The organism is Actinospineispora acaciae DSM 45401, from assembly GCF_000620785.1.
In the GTDB taxonomy this organism is placed as follows: domain Bacteria; phylum Actinomycetota; class Actinomycetes; order Mycobacteriales; family Pseudonocardiaceae; genus Pseudonocardia; species Pseudonocardia acaciae.
Map to the genome: position 1 here is coordinate 101,626 of NZ_JIAI01000011.1, position 18,835 is coordinate 120,460.

Below are 18,835 nucleotides of genomic sequence, written 5' to 3' on the forward strand. Positions count from 1 at the left end.
GGTCAGGGTTGGGGGCGGGGCTTTGGGGCGGTGTCGATGAGGGTGTCGAAGGTCAGGCCGCTGGAGGTTTCGCCTCGGCCGGTGGTGCGGCGGGTGCTGAGCCAGACGGCTATTTCGCCGTTGGTCCAGCGGGTTCGGTTGTAGCTGACGGTGAGGGTGGTGCCGGTGCGGGGGACTTCTTCCTCGTTGATGTAGTACGGGTCGCCGGCGTCGACGCCCTCGCGGAGCAGGGCGGTTCGGGGGCGGACGAAGTCGGTGCCGCCGAGGATGCTGAGCATGGTGGCGCGTTGGAGGCGGACGGCGCGGGTGTCGTCGGGTTTGTGGGCGGGGATGAACGGGATCCAGTTTTCCGGGGTGACGTTGATGGCCTGGTAGGCGACGGGGGCGCGGGGGTCGGGCGGGGTGGTCGGGGGGTGGCGGCGCAGGCGGTGGGCGACGGTTTCGGCGGCCAGTTCGCTGGCTCGGCGGCTGTCGCCGGTGGCGGTGCGGGCGGTCAGTTCGACGCCCCAGACCATGTTGGCGTTCTCGTCGCGGATCAGGGTGACCTCTTCGAGGGTGGTGCCCTCGGCGGCGTGCGGGATGCTCGGCGGCAGGAACAGGCCGGGGTTCGGGAGGGCGGTGGGGGCGTCCACGGTGTCCAGGGTGAACATCGACCAGTTTTGCCGGTCCTTGGCGTCGCCCGTGCCGACCGGGGTGATCAGCTGGGACTGGCCGAAGACGTCGGTGACGGTCAGGGCCGCGATGGTGGCGAGCGTGCCGACGGGCAGGTCGCAGGGCACCTGGTACCAGTCGTTGCTGTAGACCAGCGCGAACTCCAGGAAGATCAGGCGGGCCAGGTCGGTGCTGTCGGGCGTGACGGCGGCGAAGTTGGTGCGGCCGTCCTCCAGCGCCCACCAGCGCGGCAGCGGCATGCCGGAGAACCGGATCGGGGCCGGGAACACCGTGCGGTGGATCGGGGCGGGCGGTGGGGTGGTGCCGCCGATCGGGGCGGCGGCGGGGTCGACGGAGAACGCGTGCCAGTCCAGGGTGCCGCCGGGGTACTGGCGCGCGGTGAGGACCCGCTCCCCACCGGGGGCGGCGGTCGCGACGGAGAACTCGTGTTCGAGGCGGCCGGGGTCCCAGGCGGCGACGCCGGTGGGCTGGTGGATCAACCCGTCGAACCACTTCACCAGCCGGTCGCCCAGGGCGTTGAGTGCGTTGGTCTGGCCGAGCGGCACGTTGATGCCGTCGGCGGCGTGGCCGCCGCGTTTGATCTGCCGGTAGAGCAGGTAGCCGTCCATCCGCCGGCCGGCCATCGCCTGCATGGCCGCCCACACCTCGGGGTGGGCCACCCGGGCGCGGTCGGCGTCCGAGTCGGGGTTGGGCAGCGCGATGGGGAACCGGGTGACGTACTGGCCTCGGATCACGCGCAGCAGCAGGTTCGGGAACAGCATCTTCATCCAGCGCCGTCCGATGGCCAGGCGCAGGTCGAACGAGATCCGGTCGGTGTCGAAGTCGAACGGGAGCGCCCGGCGCTCTGCGAGGTCCTCCAGCGGGCGGTCGGAAGGTACGGGCTCGGGCTGGCCGCCGTCAGGGCGGAACCTGGTGGGGGCGACGGCGTCCACCGAGTAGGTCACGGTGACGGGCGAGCCGCCGTCGCTGCCCCGGAACTCGCCGAGCTGCCACTGCCTGGTGAGCAGCCACAGCGGGTCGCGGATCTCGGCGCGCAGCGCGCGGTCGAAGTCCTTGGTGCGGGGACGGCCCTCCAGGCGGTTCCACAGGCCGACGGTGGGGCGGGCGCGGTTGCGCAGCGCGGCGGCCAGGTCGGGGATGCCGGGCTCAGTCATGGTCGGCCCTCCAGCGCAGGTTGGCTGTCGCCAGGTCGGTGCTGATGGTGATCGGCCGGCGCGTCGAGGACATGACGGTGGCCGGCAGCAGGTGCGCCCAGGCGGTGTCGTCGAGATGGGCCGGCTCCACGGCCCGGCTCCTGGCCAGGTCGAACGTCTCGACGACCGCGGCGACCAGGTCGTCCTGGGTCCAGGTGCCGGACACCGACGGCGGGGCGACCAGCAACATCGCCTGCGGCGGCTCGGAGTCGGGGCCGTCGTAGTTGACGGCGATCCCGGTGGTCTCCTGGGCGGCCGGGACGACCTCCGACCATTCGTCGAGCAGCAGGCCGCAATGGTTGTCCCTGGCGAGCAGCGGCGGCGTCGCGTAGTGCGCGGTGAGCAGCACCTTGTCCTCGGTGATCGCTGCGTCGGGCGCGAACTCCATGGCCAGCCAGGTGTCGCCCTCCCGGTACGGCAGCTGGACCGGGGTCAGCGGGGGTTCCTGCCAGCCGAGGATGTTGCCGAGCAGGCCGTTCGGGCCGCGCAGCGCGTCGGAGAGCAGCACCGTCTTCTCCCATGTGCGGGGCTTCTCCCGGACCCGGGCGATGCCGTGCACCCAGTCGTCGACCGGGAAGTCGCGGGTGGGCGCGAGGTGCGCGACCAGCTCGTCGCTGTCCCGGTAGGCGTCGCGCCACTGCTCGCCCAGCGGCTCGGGCGGGGTGAACTGGGGCACGGCGAGCACGTCCTCGCCGAGCAGCGCCTTCAGCGCGTCGGTGGCGGCGGTGACCTTGTCCGGGCCGGTCACCGCGGCATCCAGGGCCACCAGCGCCTTGTCGGCGGCGTCCAGCCTGTCCTTGATCTCCGCTCGCAGCGCCTCGGCGCGGGTCAGCAGCTCGCGGCCGAAGGTGACGATCCGGTTCTGGAACGGGGTGAGGTCCAGGCCGACCGGGTCGAGGTCGGTCAGCGGCAGCAGCCTGGTGACCTCGGTGAGCAGGCCGCTCAGCGTGGACTCGTTGGTCTTGGCCACCCGGAGCAGGTCGTCGAGCTTGAGGTCGAGGTCCGTTCGGTGGGAGCGGACCTTGGAGCGCAGTTCGAACGGGGTGCCGGGGCGCGGGCTCGGCTTGGTGGTGAGCAGCCGGTCGGCCTTCTCCAGCAGTTGGAAGCGTTCCTCGTCGGAGGTGGAGGACGGCAGGCGGTCGTAGCGTTCGAGCAGCGCGTCGGCCTCGGCCAGCGCGCGACCCATCCGGGCGGCGGTCTCGGCGACGGCCTTGAGCACGTCGCGGAAGACGGCGCCGCGCCACAGCGTGAGCTCGCCCCAGCCGCTGCGGACCATGCCGAAGCCACCGGCGGTGGTGATCAGCTTGGCGTACCGGGTGAGGAACGCGTCGATGCCGTCCAGGATCTCGGCGGTCTTCGGGCCGGTGGTGGGGTACAGCGCTGTCAGGTCGGTGCGGTACTCGTCGACGTCGTCGCGCAGCTCGACCAGGGCGGCGCGGACGGCGACCGGGCGTTCCTTCGGCAGCGACACGGCCTGGTCGACGGCGCGGTCGACGGGCGCGGTGCCGGCGGCCGGCACCAGGTCGGTGGTCCGCACCGGTCGGGACGTGGTCAGCAGCGCCCGCAGCGCGGTGATCAGCGGAGACAGCTCGAAGAAGGTGATGTTGTCCGCGACCCGGGTGGTGTGCTCGATCGTCAGCGGGACGTCGGGGCGCGGGTCGTCGCGCTCGACGACGTAGCCCAGGATCCGGTCATCCAGGTCGGTCCGCTCCGCGTCGCCGACCGGCCGGACCGCCCAGAGCAGGTCGATCGGCGCCAGCCCGATGTCCGACTGGCTCACCACCCGCTTCTCGGGCCGGTTCGTGACCGGGTCTTTCCAGGTCACCAGGGCGACCACCCTCAGCTCGGAGGGCAGCAGCGTGGGCAGCCAGTCGTTGACGGCCGGCTCGGCCCGCGACCTCGGCGTGCCAAGCCCCGGGTTCAGGTCCGGGCGCAGGAACAGCGCGAGCCGGTGGGTCAGGGTGACGCCCCGGCGGGGGGTCTCGACCACGGCGGGCGGGGGCGGGAAGCCCTCCTTCGCGTAGGCGTCCAGGGTCGCCGAGGCCCGCTCGGCGTTGCCCAGCAGCGCCTGGTGGGTGCCCTCCGCGACCGCCAGGTCGGCCAGCGCGTCGTGGATGTCGATCAGGTGCTTGACCTCGTCGTTCATCGCCTTCGCCTGGCCGGGTTTCAGCTTCTCGACGGGCGGGAGGCCTGTCGCGCCGAAGGGGTACTCGGGGGTGGCCGGCGGTCGGGTTGCGCGGCGGACCAGCTCCAGGCCGTCCACCACGTTGCGCGCCTCGACCAGCTTGACCTCGCTGGGCGGCTGGTCGTGGGCCGAGAGCTTGCCCGCCCGCAGCGGGAACGCCCCGCGCAGCAGCGGGATCATGCTGTCCAGCTCGACGCCGGGGTGGCCCTCGTGCAGCCCGCGCTCGAACCGGTACCCGAGCAGCGCGCCCAGTGGCTGCCCCTGGCGCAGCCCGTCCAGCAGGGCCAGCGCCACCCGGACCCGCTCGGAGCTCAGCCGCACCGCGAACGACCCGGGGTCGGTGGCCGAGCGGTTCGCCACATAGCCGGCGCGCAGCACCGCAGCGGTGCGGGCGTGGCTGGGCGAGGGCGCGTGGATGTAGCCGCCGTTCGTGGTGTCGTGCGGCACCGTCGTTCCGCCGTGGACCTCGGCGAGCGCGGCGGGCAGCGCCATCTCGGTGAGCGGTCTACCACCGGGGCGGACGTCCTCCAGCCAGCCGTACGCGCCGACGTGCACCCCGCGCTTCGGCGTCGCGGTGCCGCTCGTGCCGTAGCGCAGCTCGGCGATCCGCTCGTTGGCCAGCCCGAGCAGCCAGGCGTCCAGCCGGTAGGTGGCGCAGTCGAGGTGCTCGGCCACCACCCGCTCCAGCCGGGCGGTGGGCAGCTCGGCCAGCCGGCCCAGGGCACGGATCTGCTCGGCCAGCCGGGCGGTGGCCTGCCCGGTGTCGATCACGCCGGGGATGAACTGGTGCACCAGCTTCGCCGGGTCTCCGGTGATCCGCCGGTCCGGCGTGTAGAGCTGGCGGTACCGGCTCTCGCTGAGCCGCGTGTCCGGCCTGTTCGCGTCCTTGACGTGCACGAACAGCGGGTCGGCCGGTGAGGGGATGTTCGGGCTCTGTGCCGCGACGGCGAGGCGGCGCGCGGCGTCCGCCCAGCCCAGCAGCAGCGCGTGCCGGGCGAGCAGGTAGAGCAGGGTGGCCGGCGGGTGGTTGCCGAGGAAGCCGGTCTCCATGCGGACCGCGTCCAGGTCGGATCGCCCGTTGTCGGCCAGCCAGCGCAGGTAGTTGCGCTTGTCGGCGGTGTAGGCCCGGAGCGGGTCGGTCTCGGACAGCGGCGCGTCGTCGATCAGCGGGGCCAGCAGCGGGTGCTGCGTGTCGGTGAACAGCCGGCGCAGCAGGTCGGGGTCCGACGGGTGGTACGGCTCGGTCCACGGGCTGGGGTAGCCGAGGCGGGTGAGCAGCGCGCGCAGCGGCGGCGCCATGCCAAGGCCGGTCAGCGTGGTGAGCACCTTGGTGCCGGCGCCGCCCAGGTTCTCCCTGTTGAACATGTCCTCGACGCTGCGGGCGTAGCGCTGGTGGTACTCGGCCGAGGTCGGGTGCAGCGCCAGGATGTCCAGCAGCTTCTGGTGCGCGTCGTCCTGCGGGCGGTGCCCGACGCGGGACACCTTGGCGGTGGCGTCCCGCCAGTCGTTCGCGGCCTCGACCAGCAGCTTGTGCAGGCCCCGGCGGTGTCCGGCGGTCGGGGAGTCCGGCCAGGTCAGCTTGGTGAACGCGGCGGTGGGCAGTATCCCGTAGGGCTGGCGGCCGATCTTGACGGTGGGGATGGGGCCCCGGCCGGAGACATTGCGCAGGAAGAACTCGCGGGTCAGCTCGACGGTGCTCTCCGGCAGGATCGGGTGCAGCACGGTCTGCAGGAAGTTTCCCCAGGTCGCGGGCCAGAGGGCGAGGTGGGCGGCGTGCGCCTCGGCACGGTCGGTCAGGTCCGCGTTGGGCAGGCCGGCCAGCTTCTCCGGGTCGAGTCCGAGCAGCTCGGCGAACCACTGGCCGTCGGTCTTCGCCGTCCAGTCGCCGGGGGCCGCCGCCGCGACGGGCGTGAACGCGGTCCGGCGCGCGGCCTCGGCCTGTTGCGCGGCGTCCTGGCCGGCAGGGGCCCGCTCGGTGTTGTTGGTGGGGGTGCCCTGCGGCAGCAGGCTGAGCCCGGCCGGGCTGTGCAGTTGGTCGGCCAGCAGCTCGCCGAGGTCGAGCGCGGCGCGCTCCGGGGTGACCTGCCGCAGGCCGATCACGACCAGCCGGTCCAGGCCGTCGCGCTTGGTGTCGGGGTCCAGCCCGATGCGGATGCCCATGCCCACCCCGTGGGCGCGCTCGAAGTCCGTCATCCAGGCCAGCGCGTCCGGCACGTGCAGCTGGCCGGTCTTCTCGTCCACCTGTGGCTTGTCGTCGGAGCTGGGGTCCGGGCTCACCGCCAGTTCGGCGCTGACCGGTTCGCCGGGCACCGCGAACACCTGGCGGCCGCCGGCGTAGCCGAGCACGGTGAACCGGTCGGGCAGGAACCGGGCGCGGGCGACCTGCGTCCACGACTCCGGGGCGATCTCGGCGGCCGGCGGCGGCGCCAGCACCAGGAAGGCGACCACGACGGGGTCACCGGGCGCGGTGGCGGCGGTGGTGCTGGCGGCGTCCACGCCGACCGGCCGGCGGGCCCGGATGGCGTCCGCGCGGGCCGCGCCGACCGAGGCGAGCAGCGCGATGTCGGCGTCCCGCAGCCGTTCGCGGTTGCCGTGCGCGCGCCAGACCGCGCTCCAGTAGGTGATCGTCGGCTGCCTGTCGTCCGCCGGCAGCGCGGCGTCGCTGGCGATCACGAGCACCGTCGTGCCGGCCGGCACCCCCGTCGGCCGGTCGGCGGGGTTGGCCGGGGCGTGGCGGGTCAGCTGCCAGCTCGCCCTGCCGGCCGGGATGCGCCCGACCAGCTCGTGCCAGGCGGCCTGCTCCGCCACCGGGTTGCCGCCGGCGCGCCAGTACGCCGTCCAGTAGGCGTCCAGGGCGCCCAGCTCGGCGCGGGTGTAGCGCCGTTCCAGCTTGTCGATCGACCACTCGTCGGGGAACACCCGGACCAGCAGGTCGTCGCCGAGGAACCGGGTCTCGACCCGGACCGGGCCGAGCAGGACGGGGAAGTCGTAGGTCAGCGGGTCGGCCATCAGGGCAACATCTCCTGTGCGTGCACGGCCATCAGCACCGGCGCCTGGAAGAGGATGTAGGCGATGTCCGAGGAGCTCAGCCCCGCCTTCCAGGTCTGGATGGCCACGTCCTCACGGAACTGCTCGTCCTTCTCGTCGTCCTCGACGATGTCGTCGAGCCCCTGCAGGTCGACCGAGACGGCGTCGTCGAGGGTGATGAACCCGGTCCGGCCGCCGGGGTCGACGTGCGACCAGCACAGGTCGTTCCAGACCTCCACCCGGGTGGTCGACGGGCCGTCGTCCAGGCCGAACCGGGGATCGCCTGGCCGTTCCTTGATGACGAAGAACCAGCCCGGGTCGCCCAGCGGGCTGCCCTTGGCCACGTCGGCCCTCAGGTCGAACCCGAGCAGGGTGATGTCCGGGTCCACCTTGGCCTCGTAGATCGGCAGCTTGATCTCGTCCTCGGTCGGGCGCATCGGGTCGGCCGGCTCGACGGGGGTCCGCTCCCGCTTGCGGTCCGGGTTCGCGTTGCTGGGCTGCCAGCGGGCGCGGTGCGCGTAGATCGCGGCGTTCGGGTACTTCTTGAGCAGCTCGCCCCGGATGACCAGCACCAGCTCGTTCTTCTGGGAGCCGGCTGTCTCGCGGCTGTCGTGCGTGCCCAGCTCGCTGGTGACCGCCCAGTCCGTGATCGGCTTGATGTCGTAGAGCCGTTCCCTGCGCTGCCCTGGCGACTCGCCGGGCGGCGACAGCGCCGGGCGCGGGTCCCAGAACTGGCGGAACGGGGTGCAGCGCTGGTCGGTCGGGTACTCCCGCCAGAGCAGCTCGCGGGCCATCTCGTGGTTCAACCCGACCAGGTAGGCCTCGATGAACTCCTGGTCGGTCTCCAGCAGGGTGATGCTGTTGGGTGGGACGAGGTTGAGGTTGGGCACGAACGCGTCCACCGAGAGGTCCCGCAGCGCCTGGTACATCGGCAGGTCGATGATCGGGTACGCCATCGCCTCGATGAACCTCTCGGCGAACGGGGCCAGGCGCTCGGGCAGGGTCACCGAGCTGAGCAGGCTCCTCGGGACGGTGCCGTCGGCGCTCAGGCCGGTCAGCATGGCGCCGGCGGCCGGCGTGACGCCCAGCGGCGTGGGTGGGCGGGTGACCCGGCCGCCGATCGCGGCGTCGGCGAACGCGAGCGTGACCTCGGCCAGGCCGGTCTTGAACGCTGTTGCCTCGTCGCTGTCCGGCACGCCGGTGGTCGGGACGACGTGCTCGGTGGGCAGGCTGATCGTGAAGTCGTTGCTGGTCGGCAGCGGGGGGAGCCCTCGGGGGTACAGGACGTGGTCCACGTCGGCGGGCGTGACCAGGGCGAACGGTTTGACCTTGGCGGGGGCGGCGGTGACGGCCCCGGTGGGCAGGTCCATCCTCGGCAGCAGTGCCTCGGGCGGCTGCGTGTCCGGGAACGGCAGGGTGCGGACCAGCCGCGAGCCGGGGCGGGTGATCCGGCGCATCGCGGGGGAGGTCGGCGCGGTGCCGATCTGGCTGGTGGAGACCTGGTGGCCTACCGCGACGGTGGCCTGCGGGGCGGCTCGCCGGTCGGTGGTGGACGCGGTGGACGCGGTGGGCTGGCCGGGTCTGGTCACGCGGGACTGGGCCGGGGCGGTCAGGGCCAGGATCCGGCCGACCGGTCTGGCCGGTGTCCCCGCCCCGGCGGTGAGCCCCGTCGTCAACGCCGCCATGAACGCGGCCGGGTCGGTCGGGCCGACGTGCTTGTTCTGCAGCGCGTGCCCGACCTCGCGGGCCAGCTGCGCGGCGCGGATCCTGGCGTTCGCGGTGAGCACGTCGCCGACCTGTTCCCAGGCGGCGGCCATGAACTCCTCCTGCCGGGCCTGGACGACCTGGGTGCCGAAGTTCGCGGCCACCCGGAACCGGGGGTCCAGGTTGAGTCGGTGCACCCAGTTCTTCTGGTTCTGGCCGGTCAGCAGGCGGGCGGTGCGCGCGTGCCAGCGGCCGTACAGCGGCGGGGTGATGACCGGGTCGCCCTGGCCAGCCGCCGTGGTGACGGACGGGCCGGCGTTGTTGGCCAGGGCGGCGTGCGCGTCGGCCGGCGCGTGCTCGAGGTAGTCGTCGGACAGGTTGACCACGCCGGCCAGTGCCGTCTGGAACGGGTGTGGGTAGGTCCCGGTCGGCGCAGGCTCCGGGTAACGACTGTCCCAGTTGTCCCACTGGTCCCGAGCGCGCAGCGTCACCTGGAGCGCGCCGCCGAGCTTGAGCACGCCGCCGATGCCGGCCGGGGTGTCGATCGGCGGCAGGCCGACGCCCGCCGAGCGGGCCACGTCGATGTCGCGGCGGGCGAGCTTCGGCTCGTCCCCGGCGTCCCACGGCCGCAGCAGGCGGACCAGGTACTCGAAGTCGCCCGAGGTGCCGGTGGAGAAGTACCAGCGGTGGTAGTACGGCATGGTGCCCGGCAGCGGCTGGTCCTGGTACGGCGGCCACGCGAGCTGCAGCGGGCCGGGGAGGTTGGTCGGCGGTTTCAGGCCGAGGCCGGCCAGCCGCCCGGTCTCGAACGCGGGCACCAGGAAGGCGTGGTAGCCGGTGTTCGCCGACAGGTGCCGGGGACAGACGATCCGCGAGCACGCCCGGTCTGGGTTGGTCCGCAGCAGCTCGCGCAGGCTGGCCAGCGGCCCGGCCATCTCGGCGGGGTCGTCGGCGAGCACGTCGCCGCCCAGGCCGCCGTCGACGTGCACGTGCGCGAACGCGCCGAGCTGGTCGGACGGCTGCAGCGCGGCCGGGTTCGTCACCGTGATGGACGGCAGCGGCCGGCCCGGCAGCGTGCCCTCGGTGAACTCGCCGCCCGGCCCCGGCTCGACCGCGCCTTCGAGCACGATCAGCGCCAGCCAGGGCCGCAGCCGGTTCCTGGCGGTGTCCGGCGCCGACGGGCTGTAGCGCCAGGCGAAGTCCTCCTCGTAGAACTCGATGTGCGCCAGGTAGTTGGGCTCGACGTTGGTGGTCCACGGCCGGGGCTCGGTGCGCGAGATGGCGCGCGGGTCCACCCCGATCACGTCGCCGGGGCCGTAGAGCTGCAGCGGCTGCGTCACGTCCTGGGTGATCGGGGTGGGGCCGGTGAGCGGGTCGCCGGTGAGCAGCAGCTTGATCGGGATGGTGGCGCGGGTGGTGCCCTGGCCGGTGGGGTCGGCGGTGATGCGGGTGCTCAGGCCGGTGCGCAGGTACGGCAGGAAGGCGTAGGCGTTCGCGGTCACGGCGTGTAGACCTCCGTGGACCTGGTCAGGTCGTCGACGTCCGGGTCCGCCGCGGCCAGGCCGGAGCCGGTGGTGCCGCCGGCGACGAGCACCTTGCCGCCGTCCAGCGCGGTGGCCGCGAACGCCCACCGGCCCACGGCCAGCCCGCCCACCGGGGTCCAGGTCTTCGCGGCGGAGTCGAAGACCAGCACGCTCTGGTAGCCGACGTCGTCGCGCACCTCGCCGGTGCCGCCGATCACCAGCACCTTCCCCGAGCCGAGCGCCACCGCGCGGTGGAATCCGCGGCCGCCGGGCCGTGTCGACAATGTCGTCCAGGTGCCGTTGTTCAGGTTGTACAGCTCGGCGGTCAGGCTGGTGAACGGGTCGAACCTGCCGTCCCCCGGGGCGCCGGGGGCGCTGCCGCCGATGACCAGCGCCGTGGTGTCGGACAGCGCCAGCGCCTGGTGCCTGGCGCGCGGCTCGGGCAGGTTCGCGGTGGTCGTCCAGGCCTTCGAGGTCGGGTTGTACAGCTCGCAGAAGGCCAGCGCCGCGTCCGCGCCCCTGGCGATCGGCACCGTGCCGCCGCAGACCAGCACCCGGCCGTCCTTGAACGCGACAGCGGTGTGCCCGGTGCGCGCGTCGGTCATCGGCTTGACGGTGGTCCACTTCTTGGCCGCCGGGTCGTAGGTCTCCACCGAGGTCAGCGCCTTGACGGTGTCGTCGGACCGTTTCGCGGTGCCGCCGGCCACCAGCACCTGGTCGCCGACCAGCACGGCGCAGTGGCCGTAGCGGCCCTCGTTCATGCTCCCGACGGTCTCCCAGGCGTTCGTCGCGGGGTTGTAGACCTCCGCGGTGGCGAGCGCGGGCGAGGCCGGCGACGGGCCGCCGATCCCGCCGGCGACCAGGACGTTGCCGTCCTTGAGCACCGTCGCGGTGTGCAGCCGCCGCGCGGTCTGCAGCTTGCCGGCGGGGCTCCACTTCTTCTCCGCCGTGTCGTAGCGCACCGCCTGGTCCAGCGCGGCCGACCTGCCGTCCGCGCCGCCGACCAGCAGCACCTTCTTCGTGGTGGTGGTCAGTAGGACGGCGCCGTCGTACTGGCCGTACCAGCTTCCCGCCACCGGCAGCTCGCCGGTGGACGTCCACGGCGCCGTCGCAGTGGTCATGACGTCGAACCCCTTCCCGGTCACGGGGTGTAGATCTCGGCTGTGTCGGTCGTGGCGGCGCCGGCCGCCTCCCCGGAGCGCTCCCGGCCGCCGGCGACCAGCACCCGGCCGTCGGCGAGCGCCACCGCGGCGGGGTCCGCACGGCCGGTGGCCATGCCCTCGGCGGCGGTCCAGGTGTTCGTGCCCGGGTGGTAGCGCACCGCGCCCCGGTAGCCGGCCGCGAACGACGGCCCGCCGGTGCCGCCGACCACCAGCACCTCGTCCGCCCGGAGCCGCACTGCCCGGTGCCGGGTGCGTCCCACCGGCATGGCGGCGACCGGCGTCCAGGCGTCGTGCTCGTGGTCGTAGCGCTCGGCGGACGCCAGGCCGTGCGGGTCGATCGCCCCGCCGACGGGGATCCCGGTGGGGTCGCCGCCGGTCACCAGGATGTCGCCGTCGTCGAACGCGGTGGCCTGGTGGCCGGCGCGGGGGGTGGTCATGCTCGCGGCGGGGGTCCACCTGCCGGTCGTGGGGTCGTAGCGCTCGCAGTACGCCAGCGCCGCCTCGCCCGCGCCGGTCCGCACCGCGCCGCCGATGACCAGCACGTGTCCGTTCGGCAGCGGCACGGCCTGGTGGCCGGTGCGGGCGTCGGTCATCGGCTCGGCCGCGCTCCAGGTGCCTTCGACGGGGTCGAACAGCTCGGCGGAGGCCAGCGCGCGCCCGTCCGGCCCGGTTCCGCCGGTGACGAGCACCTTCCCGTTCGCCAGGGCGGTCGCGCGGTGGCCGGAGCGGGCGGTCGCCAGGTGCCCCGGCGTGGCCGTCCAGGTGCCGCCGATCGGCTGGTAGACCTCCGACGAGCCGAGCGGCGCCCCCGCCGCGTCCACGCCGCCGGCGACCATGACCCGGCCGTCCGCGAGCAGGGCCGTCGAGTGCAGCCGCCGCCCGGTCGTCATCGCCCCGGTGGCCGTCCAGGTGGCGACCACCGGGTCGAACAGCGCCGCCGCCTGCCCCGTGCCGCCGGTGCCGCCGGCGACCAGCACCGTGCCGGTGCCCAGCCGGACGATGCCACCGTCCGCGACCGCGACCGGCATCCGGTTCACCGCCGGAGTCCAGGTGTCCCGCGCGACCTGGGTGCCGGTGGCGTCGGACTCCGGGATGACGTGCAGCGCCTGGGCCAGGCTCGGGTCCACCGCGACCCAGCCGGCGAGCGCCTCGTCGGCCAGGGTCCGGTTGCGGTAGCTCTCGGCGACCTGGCCCCGGTACCCGCTCGGCGGGAACGCCCGCTGGTTGTTGCGCAGGTAGGCCACCACGAACCGCTGGTCGGTGACCTGGATCGTCTCGCTCGCGGGGAACGGCTGGCGTCGCCGCGCGTCCGTGGCCGACAGCGCGGAACGGCTGGTGCTGCTGCCGTCCAGCAGCCTGTCGAACACCGCCGGGCTGACGCTGACCAGCCGTTTCCGCTCGGTGGCCGGCACGACCACCGCGTCCGCCCTTCGGCCAAGACTGGTGGCCTGGCGACGCTTCTTGTCGATCACGATCTGCTCGTAGCGGGAGCTGCGCCGCGCCATCCGGGGCGACTCCATGGCGCCCTGCGCCGCCGTCAGCTCCAGCCCCGCGTCCTGGGTCTCGTATGCCGGCCGGGACAGCTTCGCGGCGTCGTCCATGTCCTGGAACTGCGCCATCGCGAACCTGTCACCGGTCTTGGACACCCGCACCAGCCCGCTGTCCGCGGCGGGCTCGACGGTGAACCGGTTGCCGTCGCCCGGCCGCTGCTGCCCGACCTTGTCCAGCCGCACGCCCAGCGGGATCGCCCGCTGCTGGATGAACAGCGTCCCCAGCGGGTGCAGCACCAGCTTGTCGGTCTCGTCCAGCGGCCGGAGGTTGACCAGCGCCTTGGCGCCGCCGGTCGGCAGCCGGGTGGTCCAGCCCTCCAGCTTCTTGATCTCGGCCTCCAGCAGGGGCAGCACCCGCGCCGGCGGCAGCGTCGGGTTGTTGTCCTCACCCCAGCTGATGTCGAAGTCCGCGGAGATCTCGAAGAACAGCAGCGAGATCGAGCCCCGCCCGTGCGCTCGCCACGGCTGCGGGCCTTCCAGGACGAACTGGAGGTCGATGCCGAACACGCCGACCCCGAACGCCTTGAGCGTCACCCCGGCGGAGATCTCGATGAGGAACGCGAACGGGGAGAACCGGAACAGCGCGTCGAAGCTCAGGTGCCCTTCGAGGTAGAAGCCGCCGAACCCCAGCCGCATCTCCGCCCGCGCGCCGAACTGCACGGTGTTGCTGGTGACCGCGAAGTAGCCGGTGACCCGGATCAGCCGGCCCGGCTGGTTCAGGATGTCGATCGACAGCCGGGGCGGCACCGGGAACGGCAGCGGCGGTGGCTTGAACGACGGGTGGAAGCCGCCCACCGTCAGCACCAGCTCCGGGTTGTCGCCCCAGGCCACCAGCAGCCCCATGCCGCCGCCGATGGTCATCATCAGGATGCGCGAGTCGAACAGCTCGGCGTAGAACCACAGCCGCTGCTTGGTCGGCTCCAGCGCGCCGACGAACGCGACCTGGATGACCAGCAGCGGCAGGTCCGAGCTGGGCAGGACGCAGCGCAGCACGCCGAGCACGGCGATGTTGCCCGGCGGGATCTCCACGATCACCCCGAGCGAGATGCTGACCAGCGTCGGCGTGCCCCAGCCGATCTTCGCCATCGGCCCGATCAGGAACGTGCCCTCCTCGGGCGGGAAGAACCGGCGCAGGTCGCTCAGGATCCTCGGCGCGTTCGCCACCACGTCCCTGGGGAACATCACCGAGTCGATCGAGCCGGCCCGCACGCCGCGCACCAGCTCCTCCAGGTTCATCCCCCGGTTCAGCCCGATCAGCCCGCCGACGGCGAGCAGGGTGAACCCGAACCCGAGCTGGATGCCACCGCCGCCGAACTCGGCGGTGATCACGATCAGCAGCGAGAACCCCTTGGACCCGTCCGGCATCCGGGTGCTGATCAGCCCGATCGCCTTCAGCTCGACGAGCCCGGCGAACTCCAGCTCCAGCACCCCGGCGTACTCGCCTCGGTCCGGGTCGAAGTAGAGGTACCCGCCGCCCGCGACCAGCCCGGCGTCCACCGACAGCCCGATGCCCTTCGGCGGCCTGAACCCGAGCGACAGGTCGACAGGACCCAGGTTGCCGTCGTTCCCGGACTTGAACGCGAGGTTCGCGGTCATGCCGATCTGTTCGACCACCGCCTTGATCGGCCCGAGCTCGGCCTTGAACGTCGCGCCCAGCCCGATCGGCAGCCCGTCGCCGGACGGCGTGACCGAGATCGTCAGCGCCTCCACCTCGACCGGCCCGAGCTTCGCGTGCACCGGAACCTGCAGCTCCAGGTTGGCGGCGCCCCGGAAGTAGAACCCGTTGCGGTGTGACACCCCCACCGCGAGGTCCGCGCCCATCGTGACCCCGCCGCCCGGGATGATCGACCCGATGAAGCCGTCCGCTCCGGACGGTTCGAACACGAACTCCAGGCCGATCAGCTCGACCTCGGCGAACGGGTCGGCGGCATCGCCCGCGACGCGGACCCCGGCCAGCCCGGCGATCGCGCGGTACTGCAGCCGGGTCCTGCCCGGCGAGCCGAGGATCACCGTCGGCTCGCCGCCGGGTTGGGTGCGTTCCACCCGCGCCTCGATCGACCCCTTGGCGTGCACGGGCGCGCTCCCGGACTCGAACCCGAGGACCATGTCGACCGGTTGCCCCGGCCGCACCCGCAGCGCCACCCCGCCCTGCAGGTCGACATCGCTGCTGATCGTCACGGCGATGTCGGGGCGGACCTGGAAGGTGATCGCCAGCGCGCCCTGGAACGCCGGCAGCACGGCCAGGCCGGGCGGACCGGTGCCGTCGCCTGGCACCCCCATCAGCCGGAGCACGGCCGCCAGCCGGGTCGTGTCCGGCCCGGTCCGCTGCACCCGCTCGAAGACGGTCCCCTCCACCGCGGTCGCCGGCGCGCCGCCCGGTGGGGGCGGTGTGCCCCGGACCGCCGTGGCCGTCGAGTCCGTGACCTCGACGATGTGGATGCCGACGCCGAAGCTCATGAGCAGGTTGTCGACCTGGGAGGCCAGCGCGTCGAAGTCGAAGTCCGGCTCACCCCACCGGTAGGCGTTCTTCAGCACCTGCGACGGACCGCCCAGCAGCCGGGGCAGCTCGTCGAGGTCGAGCGCGAGGTGCATGTAGGCGGGCCGGTTTCCGGCCGGCGGCGCGTAGCTCGACTTGATGATTCCGAGCGTGCGCAGCCCGAACCCGAGCGACGGATGGAACCGTTCCAGGTACGCGACGACCAGGTAGTCGACGAGCTGACCGGGGAAGATCTCCCGGAACCTGTCCACCCGCAGCGACTCCGGGATCGCCGAGTCGGGCGCACCGGCGATCCCTCTGATACCGCCGATGAGCCGTTGGACCGCGCCGAGCGCCCTTGCCACGTCGTCGGCGGAGAACTCGACGGACACGCCCCCACCCGGCCCGCCGCCCACGTTCAGCCCGCCGTCGCCGAGCAACCTGCGCAGGCTGTCGTACAAGGCCTCGACACCAGCCCCGAGATCGAGCAGCGGCCGAGGAATGTCGTCCGCGAGCCACCCCAGCTTCCGCAGCAGCCCGGAGAACGCATCCGCCGAACCGATCGCCTCGCGCAGCGGCAGAAACGCCTGTCCCACCTCGGCGAGCAGCGTCTCGAACGTGCCTGGCCTAGTCATTTTCCTGCCCCGGGTAGAACCTTCGGTTCAGCTCGGCGTGGAACGTCGGGTCGATGCGATTGACGATCAACCACATGCAGACGTAGCAGAACTGCCCTTCCGAGGGCGGGCGGTTCGAGCGCATCTTGCAGTCACCCGCTGGGCGGTAGTAGCCACCGGCGAAGGTCGCGGCTCCTTCGAAGATTCCGACCAGATTTCGCGGAAGGCAGGGAGAGAACAGGCCGCCGATGGGCTCGGGGTAATCGGCGTCCGGGTTGGCCTCGGTCGTGTCGGGCTCCAGGTTCAGCGGTTTGTGGGTCGTCGCGAGGTGAGCCAGTACCTCCCTCTGCACCACCGTCTCCACGCTGCCCGAGCCGCCATCCACCGGGATGAACAGCGCGGATCCCTTCGTGAACACCGGATACGGTCGTGCCGGGAGTCCCGGACCCGCCAGGACCAGCGTGCCCCGTGTCGCGTCGATCTGACCTATCCTCAGGTTCTTGAGATAGGGCGTCAGGGAGGCCGCCGGGAGCAGTTGCGCGCCGAGCGGGCCTGGCTTGAAGTTCCGGAGGTGGACCTGGACCTCGGCCGAGTCGGCCTTGGCCTTCGCCCAGTTCCCTATCTCTTGTGTGCCCACGCTCACCTGAATGCCGGTGGCCGGGGCCGCGTCCTTCGACGGTTCGAGCAGCCGCGCCGACAATCGCATGCGCGGCAGGGCGAACCATTTGACCTTGGCCGGATCAATGGCTCGGCCGGGGGCCGCCCCGAATCGGATGAACCCGAGCGCCGCCGCATTGTCGGTGGTGAGGTCGGCCGTCGACAGTTTGGCTCCCGGGTCGTCTCCCCGGGACACCTCGTACTCGTCGTCCAGGTTGAAGCTGTGGGCGAGCTCGTGGGTGAGGGTATCCGTGGCGGCGCCGACGTCGGCGGCGATCACGGCCGGCGGATCCCGCCACATCTTGCGGTTCCCCTCGCCATAGGCGAAGGCCACCGTTCGCTTGCGGTTGACCGCCGACATTGCCGTGATCGTTTCGTTCGTGCCACCGCCGAAGTCGTCGTTGGCGAGAACGACTATCAGCCCTCGGCTCGGCTTGTACTGCTTGTCGTCGGGGATCCATACCTTCCCGATCGGGAGAAACTCGCTCTTCCGGAGATACTTCAGGCCGCCGACATAACGCAGGATCGAGTCGGTCGGGCCGAGAAAGCCGGCGTACAGCTCGGGAGGGTGCCGGCGTGGGTCCGGGGCCAGGGACCGGCTCGGTGCGACGGTGTAGAACTCGTACAGGCGCGCGATGAACTTCGTCCTGTTGGCGGTCCCGGGGTTGTCGTTGGCGGGCCTGTCCACGGGGGAGACACCCGAACGCCGGTCGGCCAGTCGGCCGCCGCGAATTATGCCGAAGTAAGTGTCTCGGGCGTGAAGAATCCCGTCGGCCTGGTGGGCCTTCCACGCGTCGATGAGCTCGTCATCCACCCTGGACATCTCGAGGTCCGTGAGGTCCTGCCGGCTCCACAGATCCTTGAGGACCTGGTTCGACCTGTTCTCGCCCCTCCTGGGCAGCCCGACCCGAGAGACCAGCTCGCTCATCCGGTAGATGCCTTTCGTGGAATTGTTGACCTTTCCGTTGTAGGGGATGGGCGCCCCCGGATCTTTCAGCTCGTGCGTCCCGACGCCGTGGTCTGCGACGCGGAAGCCACAGGTGATCGCGTGCTGTTGGGAGTCCGCGTAGGACAGGAAGACGTTGAACCTCGACCTCAGCATTCCGAAGGGCTGATGTCGCGGCTTGTCGAACATCTCCTGCGTTATTCGGGTGGTCAGGTCCAGCAGCCTGGCCCGGTCCTCCGGGCGGAACCCCTCCGGGAGGACGACTATGTTGTGCATCTCGTCGACGTTCGTCACGTCGGAGATCTGGATCGGGTAGAGGTTGACGCGCTCCACGTCGTAGTCGACGACCCTGACGGGCAGCCGTTTGATGTCGTTGAGGAACGTGCCCTCGACGAGGACGGGGTTGTCGGTTGCGACCACGCCTCGGAGGCGGTCCCGGGAGCTGACGGTCACCTTCGAGATGTCGGTGGACGTCAGGGTGACGTACCCGTGGTTGGTGATGTCCCCGACGAGATCCGTACCTGCCGCCACGTCTCTCGGACTCTGACTGAACCTGGCGTATATCGACGGCTGCGCGTGGGCGATGAGCGGGTCTTTGGCCGTCGTGATGGAGTCGTTTCCAAACCACCATTCCTTGACTTCTTCGTGCACCTGGAGGCGGCCGACCAGGTACTTGGTGCCGACTCGCAGCTGGAACAGGTAGACGCCGGGTTCCGTCGCGCTGACGAAACCGCTACTGATCTTCGGCAGCGGTTCGTCGAGCCGGTGGCCCGGATCCCTGTTCGGGGCGAAGAAGTCGAACGCGTACCCGGTGGAAGGGACTTCGGTCAGAACGTAAGGACCGGGATTCGGTGGGTCGGTACGCTCGAAAACGCGGAGTTGGAGAGGCGGGGTGCCGGAGAGCGCCATGTGCAGGTCGCAGTGTGGGAAGAGCAGAAGGTCGGAGACCATGTGCGTCCCATCCTCGCGGAACCATCGGTTCGGTATGTCCTAGCTGCGCAACCCGAACCTCGTGTGCGCCGACCCCCGGCTGCGACAACCGTCTGCTTCGCGAGGCGAAGCCAAGAGAAGAGGGTGCCCGTGGCGGCTTGCGGTGAGCTTTCAGCCGGCTTTCAGCCGAGGGCG

6 protein-coding genes are annotated in these 18,835 nt (G+C 72.0%); all 6 read right to left on the reverse strand.

What is annotated here, in order from left to right:
• Positions 1-2: 2 nt before the first annotated feature.
• From N912_RS0135810 to N912_RS0135835, 6 genes are read right to left on the reverse strand one after another with little or no spacing between them, the layout of a single operon-like run.
• Positions 3-1,826 (reverse strand): hypothetical protein, encoded by a 1,824-nt coding sequence (locus N912_RS0135810; protein WP_028926213.1) that lies wholly within the window; start codon positions 1,824-1,826, stop codon positions 3-5.
• Positions 1,819-7,059, reverse strand: coding sequence for a hypothetical protein (locus N912_RS0135815; protein WP_028926214.1), 5,241 nt, complete (start codon positions 7,057-7,059; stop codon positions 1,819-1,821). Before N912_RS0135815 ends, N912_RS0135810 begins: the two co-directional genes overlap by 8 nt.
• Positions 7,059-10,283: a hypothetical protein gene (locus N912_RS0135820; protein WP_028926215.1), complete on the reverse strand. Its 3,225-nt coding sequence runs from the start codon at positions 10,281-10,283 to the stop codon at positions 7,059-7,061. The genes N912_RS0135815 and N912_RS0135820 overlap by 1 nt, the downstream gene beginning before the upstream one ends.
• Positions 10,280-11,425 carry a Kelch repeat-containing protein gene (locus tag N912_RS0135825; protein WP_028926216.1) on the reverse strand — a complete coding sequence of 382 codons (1,146 nt, stop codon included), beginning with the start codon at positions 11,423-11,425 and terminating at the stop codon, positions 10,280-10,282. The genes N912_RS0135820 and N912_RS0135825 overlap by 4 nt, the downstream gene beginning before the upstream one ends.
• A 20-nt stretch (positions 11,426-11,445) precedes the next feature.
• The gene (locus tag N912_RS0135830; protein WP_028926217.1) at positions 11,446-16,128 is read right to left on the reverse strand and encodes a DUF6603 domain-containing protein; all 4,683 of its coding nucleotides are present in this window, start codon (positions 16,126-16,128) and stop codon (positions 11,446-11,448) included.
• The gene (locus N912_RS0135835; protein ID WP_028926218.1) at positions 16,121-18,661 is read right to left on the reverse strand and encodes a M64 family metallopeptidase; all 2,541 of its coding nucleotides are present in this window, start codon (positions 18,659-18,661) and stop codon (positions 16,121-16,123) included. Before N912_RS0135835 ends, N912_RS0135830 begins: the two co-directional genes overlap by 8 nt.
• Between the last annotated feature and the right edge of the window lie 174 nt (positions 18,662-18,835).

Bases quoted from the DNA above. Each gene is read 5' to 3' on its own strand.
- N912_RS0135825 (WP_028926216.1), bottom strand. From the start codon at position 11,425: ATGACCACTGCGACGGCGCCGTGGACGTCCACCGGCGAGCTGCCGGTG.
- N912_RS0135810 (WP_028926213.1), bottom strand. From the start codon at position 1,826: ATGACTGAGCCCGGCATCCCCGACCTGGCCGCCGCGCTGCGCAACCGC.
- N912_RS0135835 (WP_028926218.1), bottom strand. From the start codon at position 18,661: ATGGTCTCCGACCTTCTGCTCTTCCCACACTGCGACCTGCACATGGCG.
- N912_RS0135830 (WP_028926217.1), bottom strand. From the start codon at position 16,128: ATGACTAGGCCAGGCACGTTCGAGACGCTGCTCGCCGAGGTGGGACAG.
- N912_RS0135815 (WP_028926214.1), bottom strand. From the start codon at position 7,059: ATGGCCGACCCGCTGACCTACGACTTCCCCGTCCTGCTCGGCCCGGTC.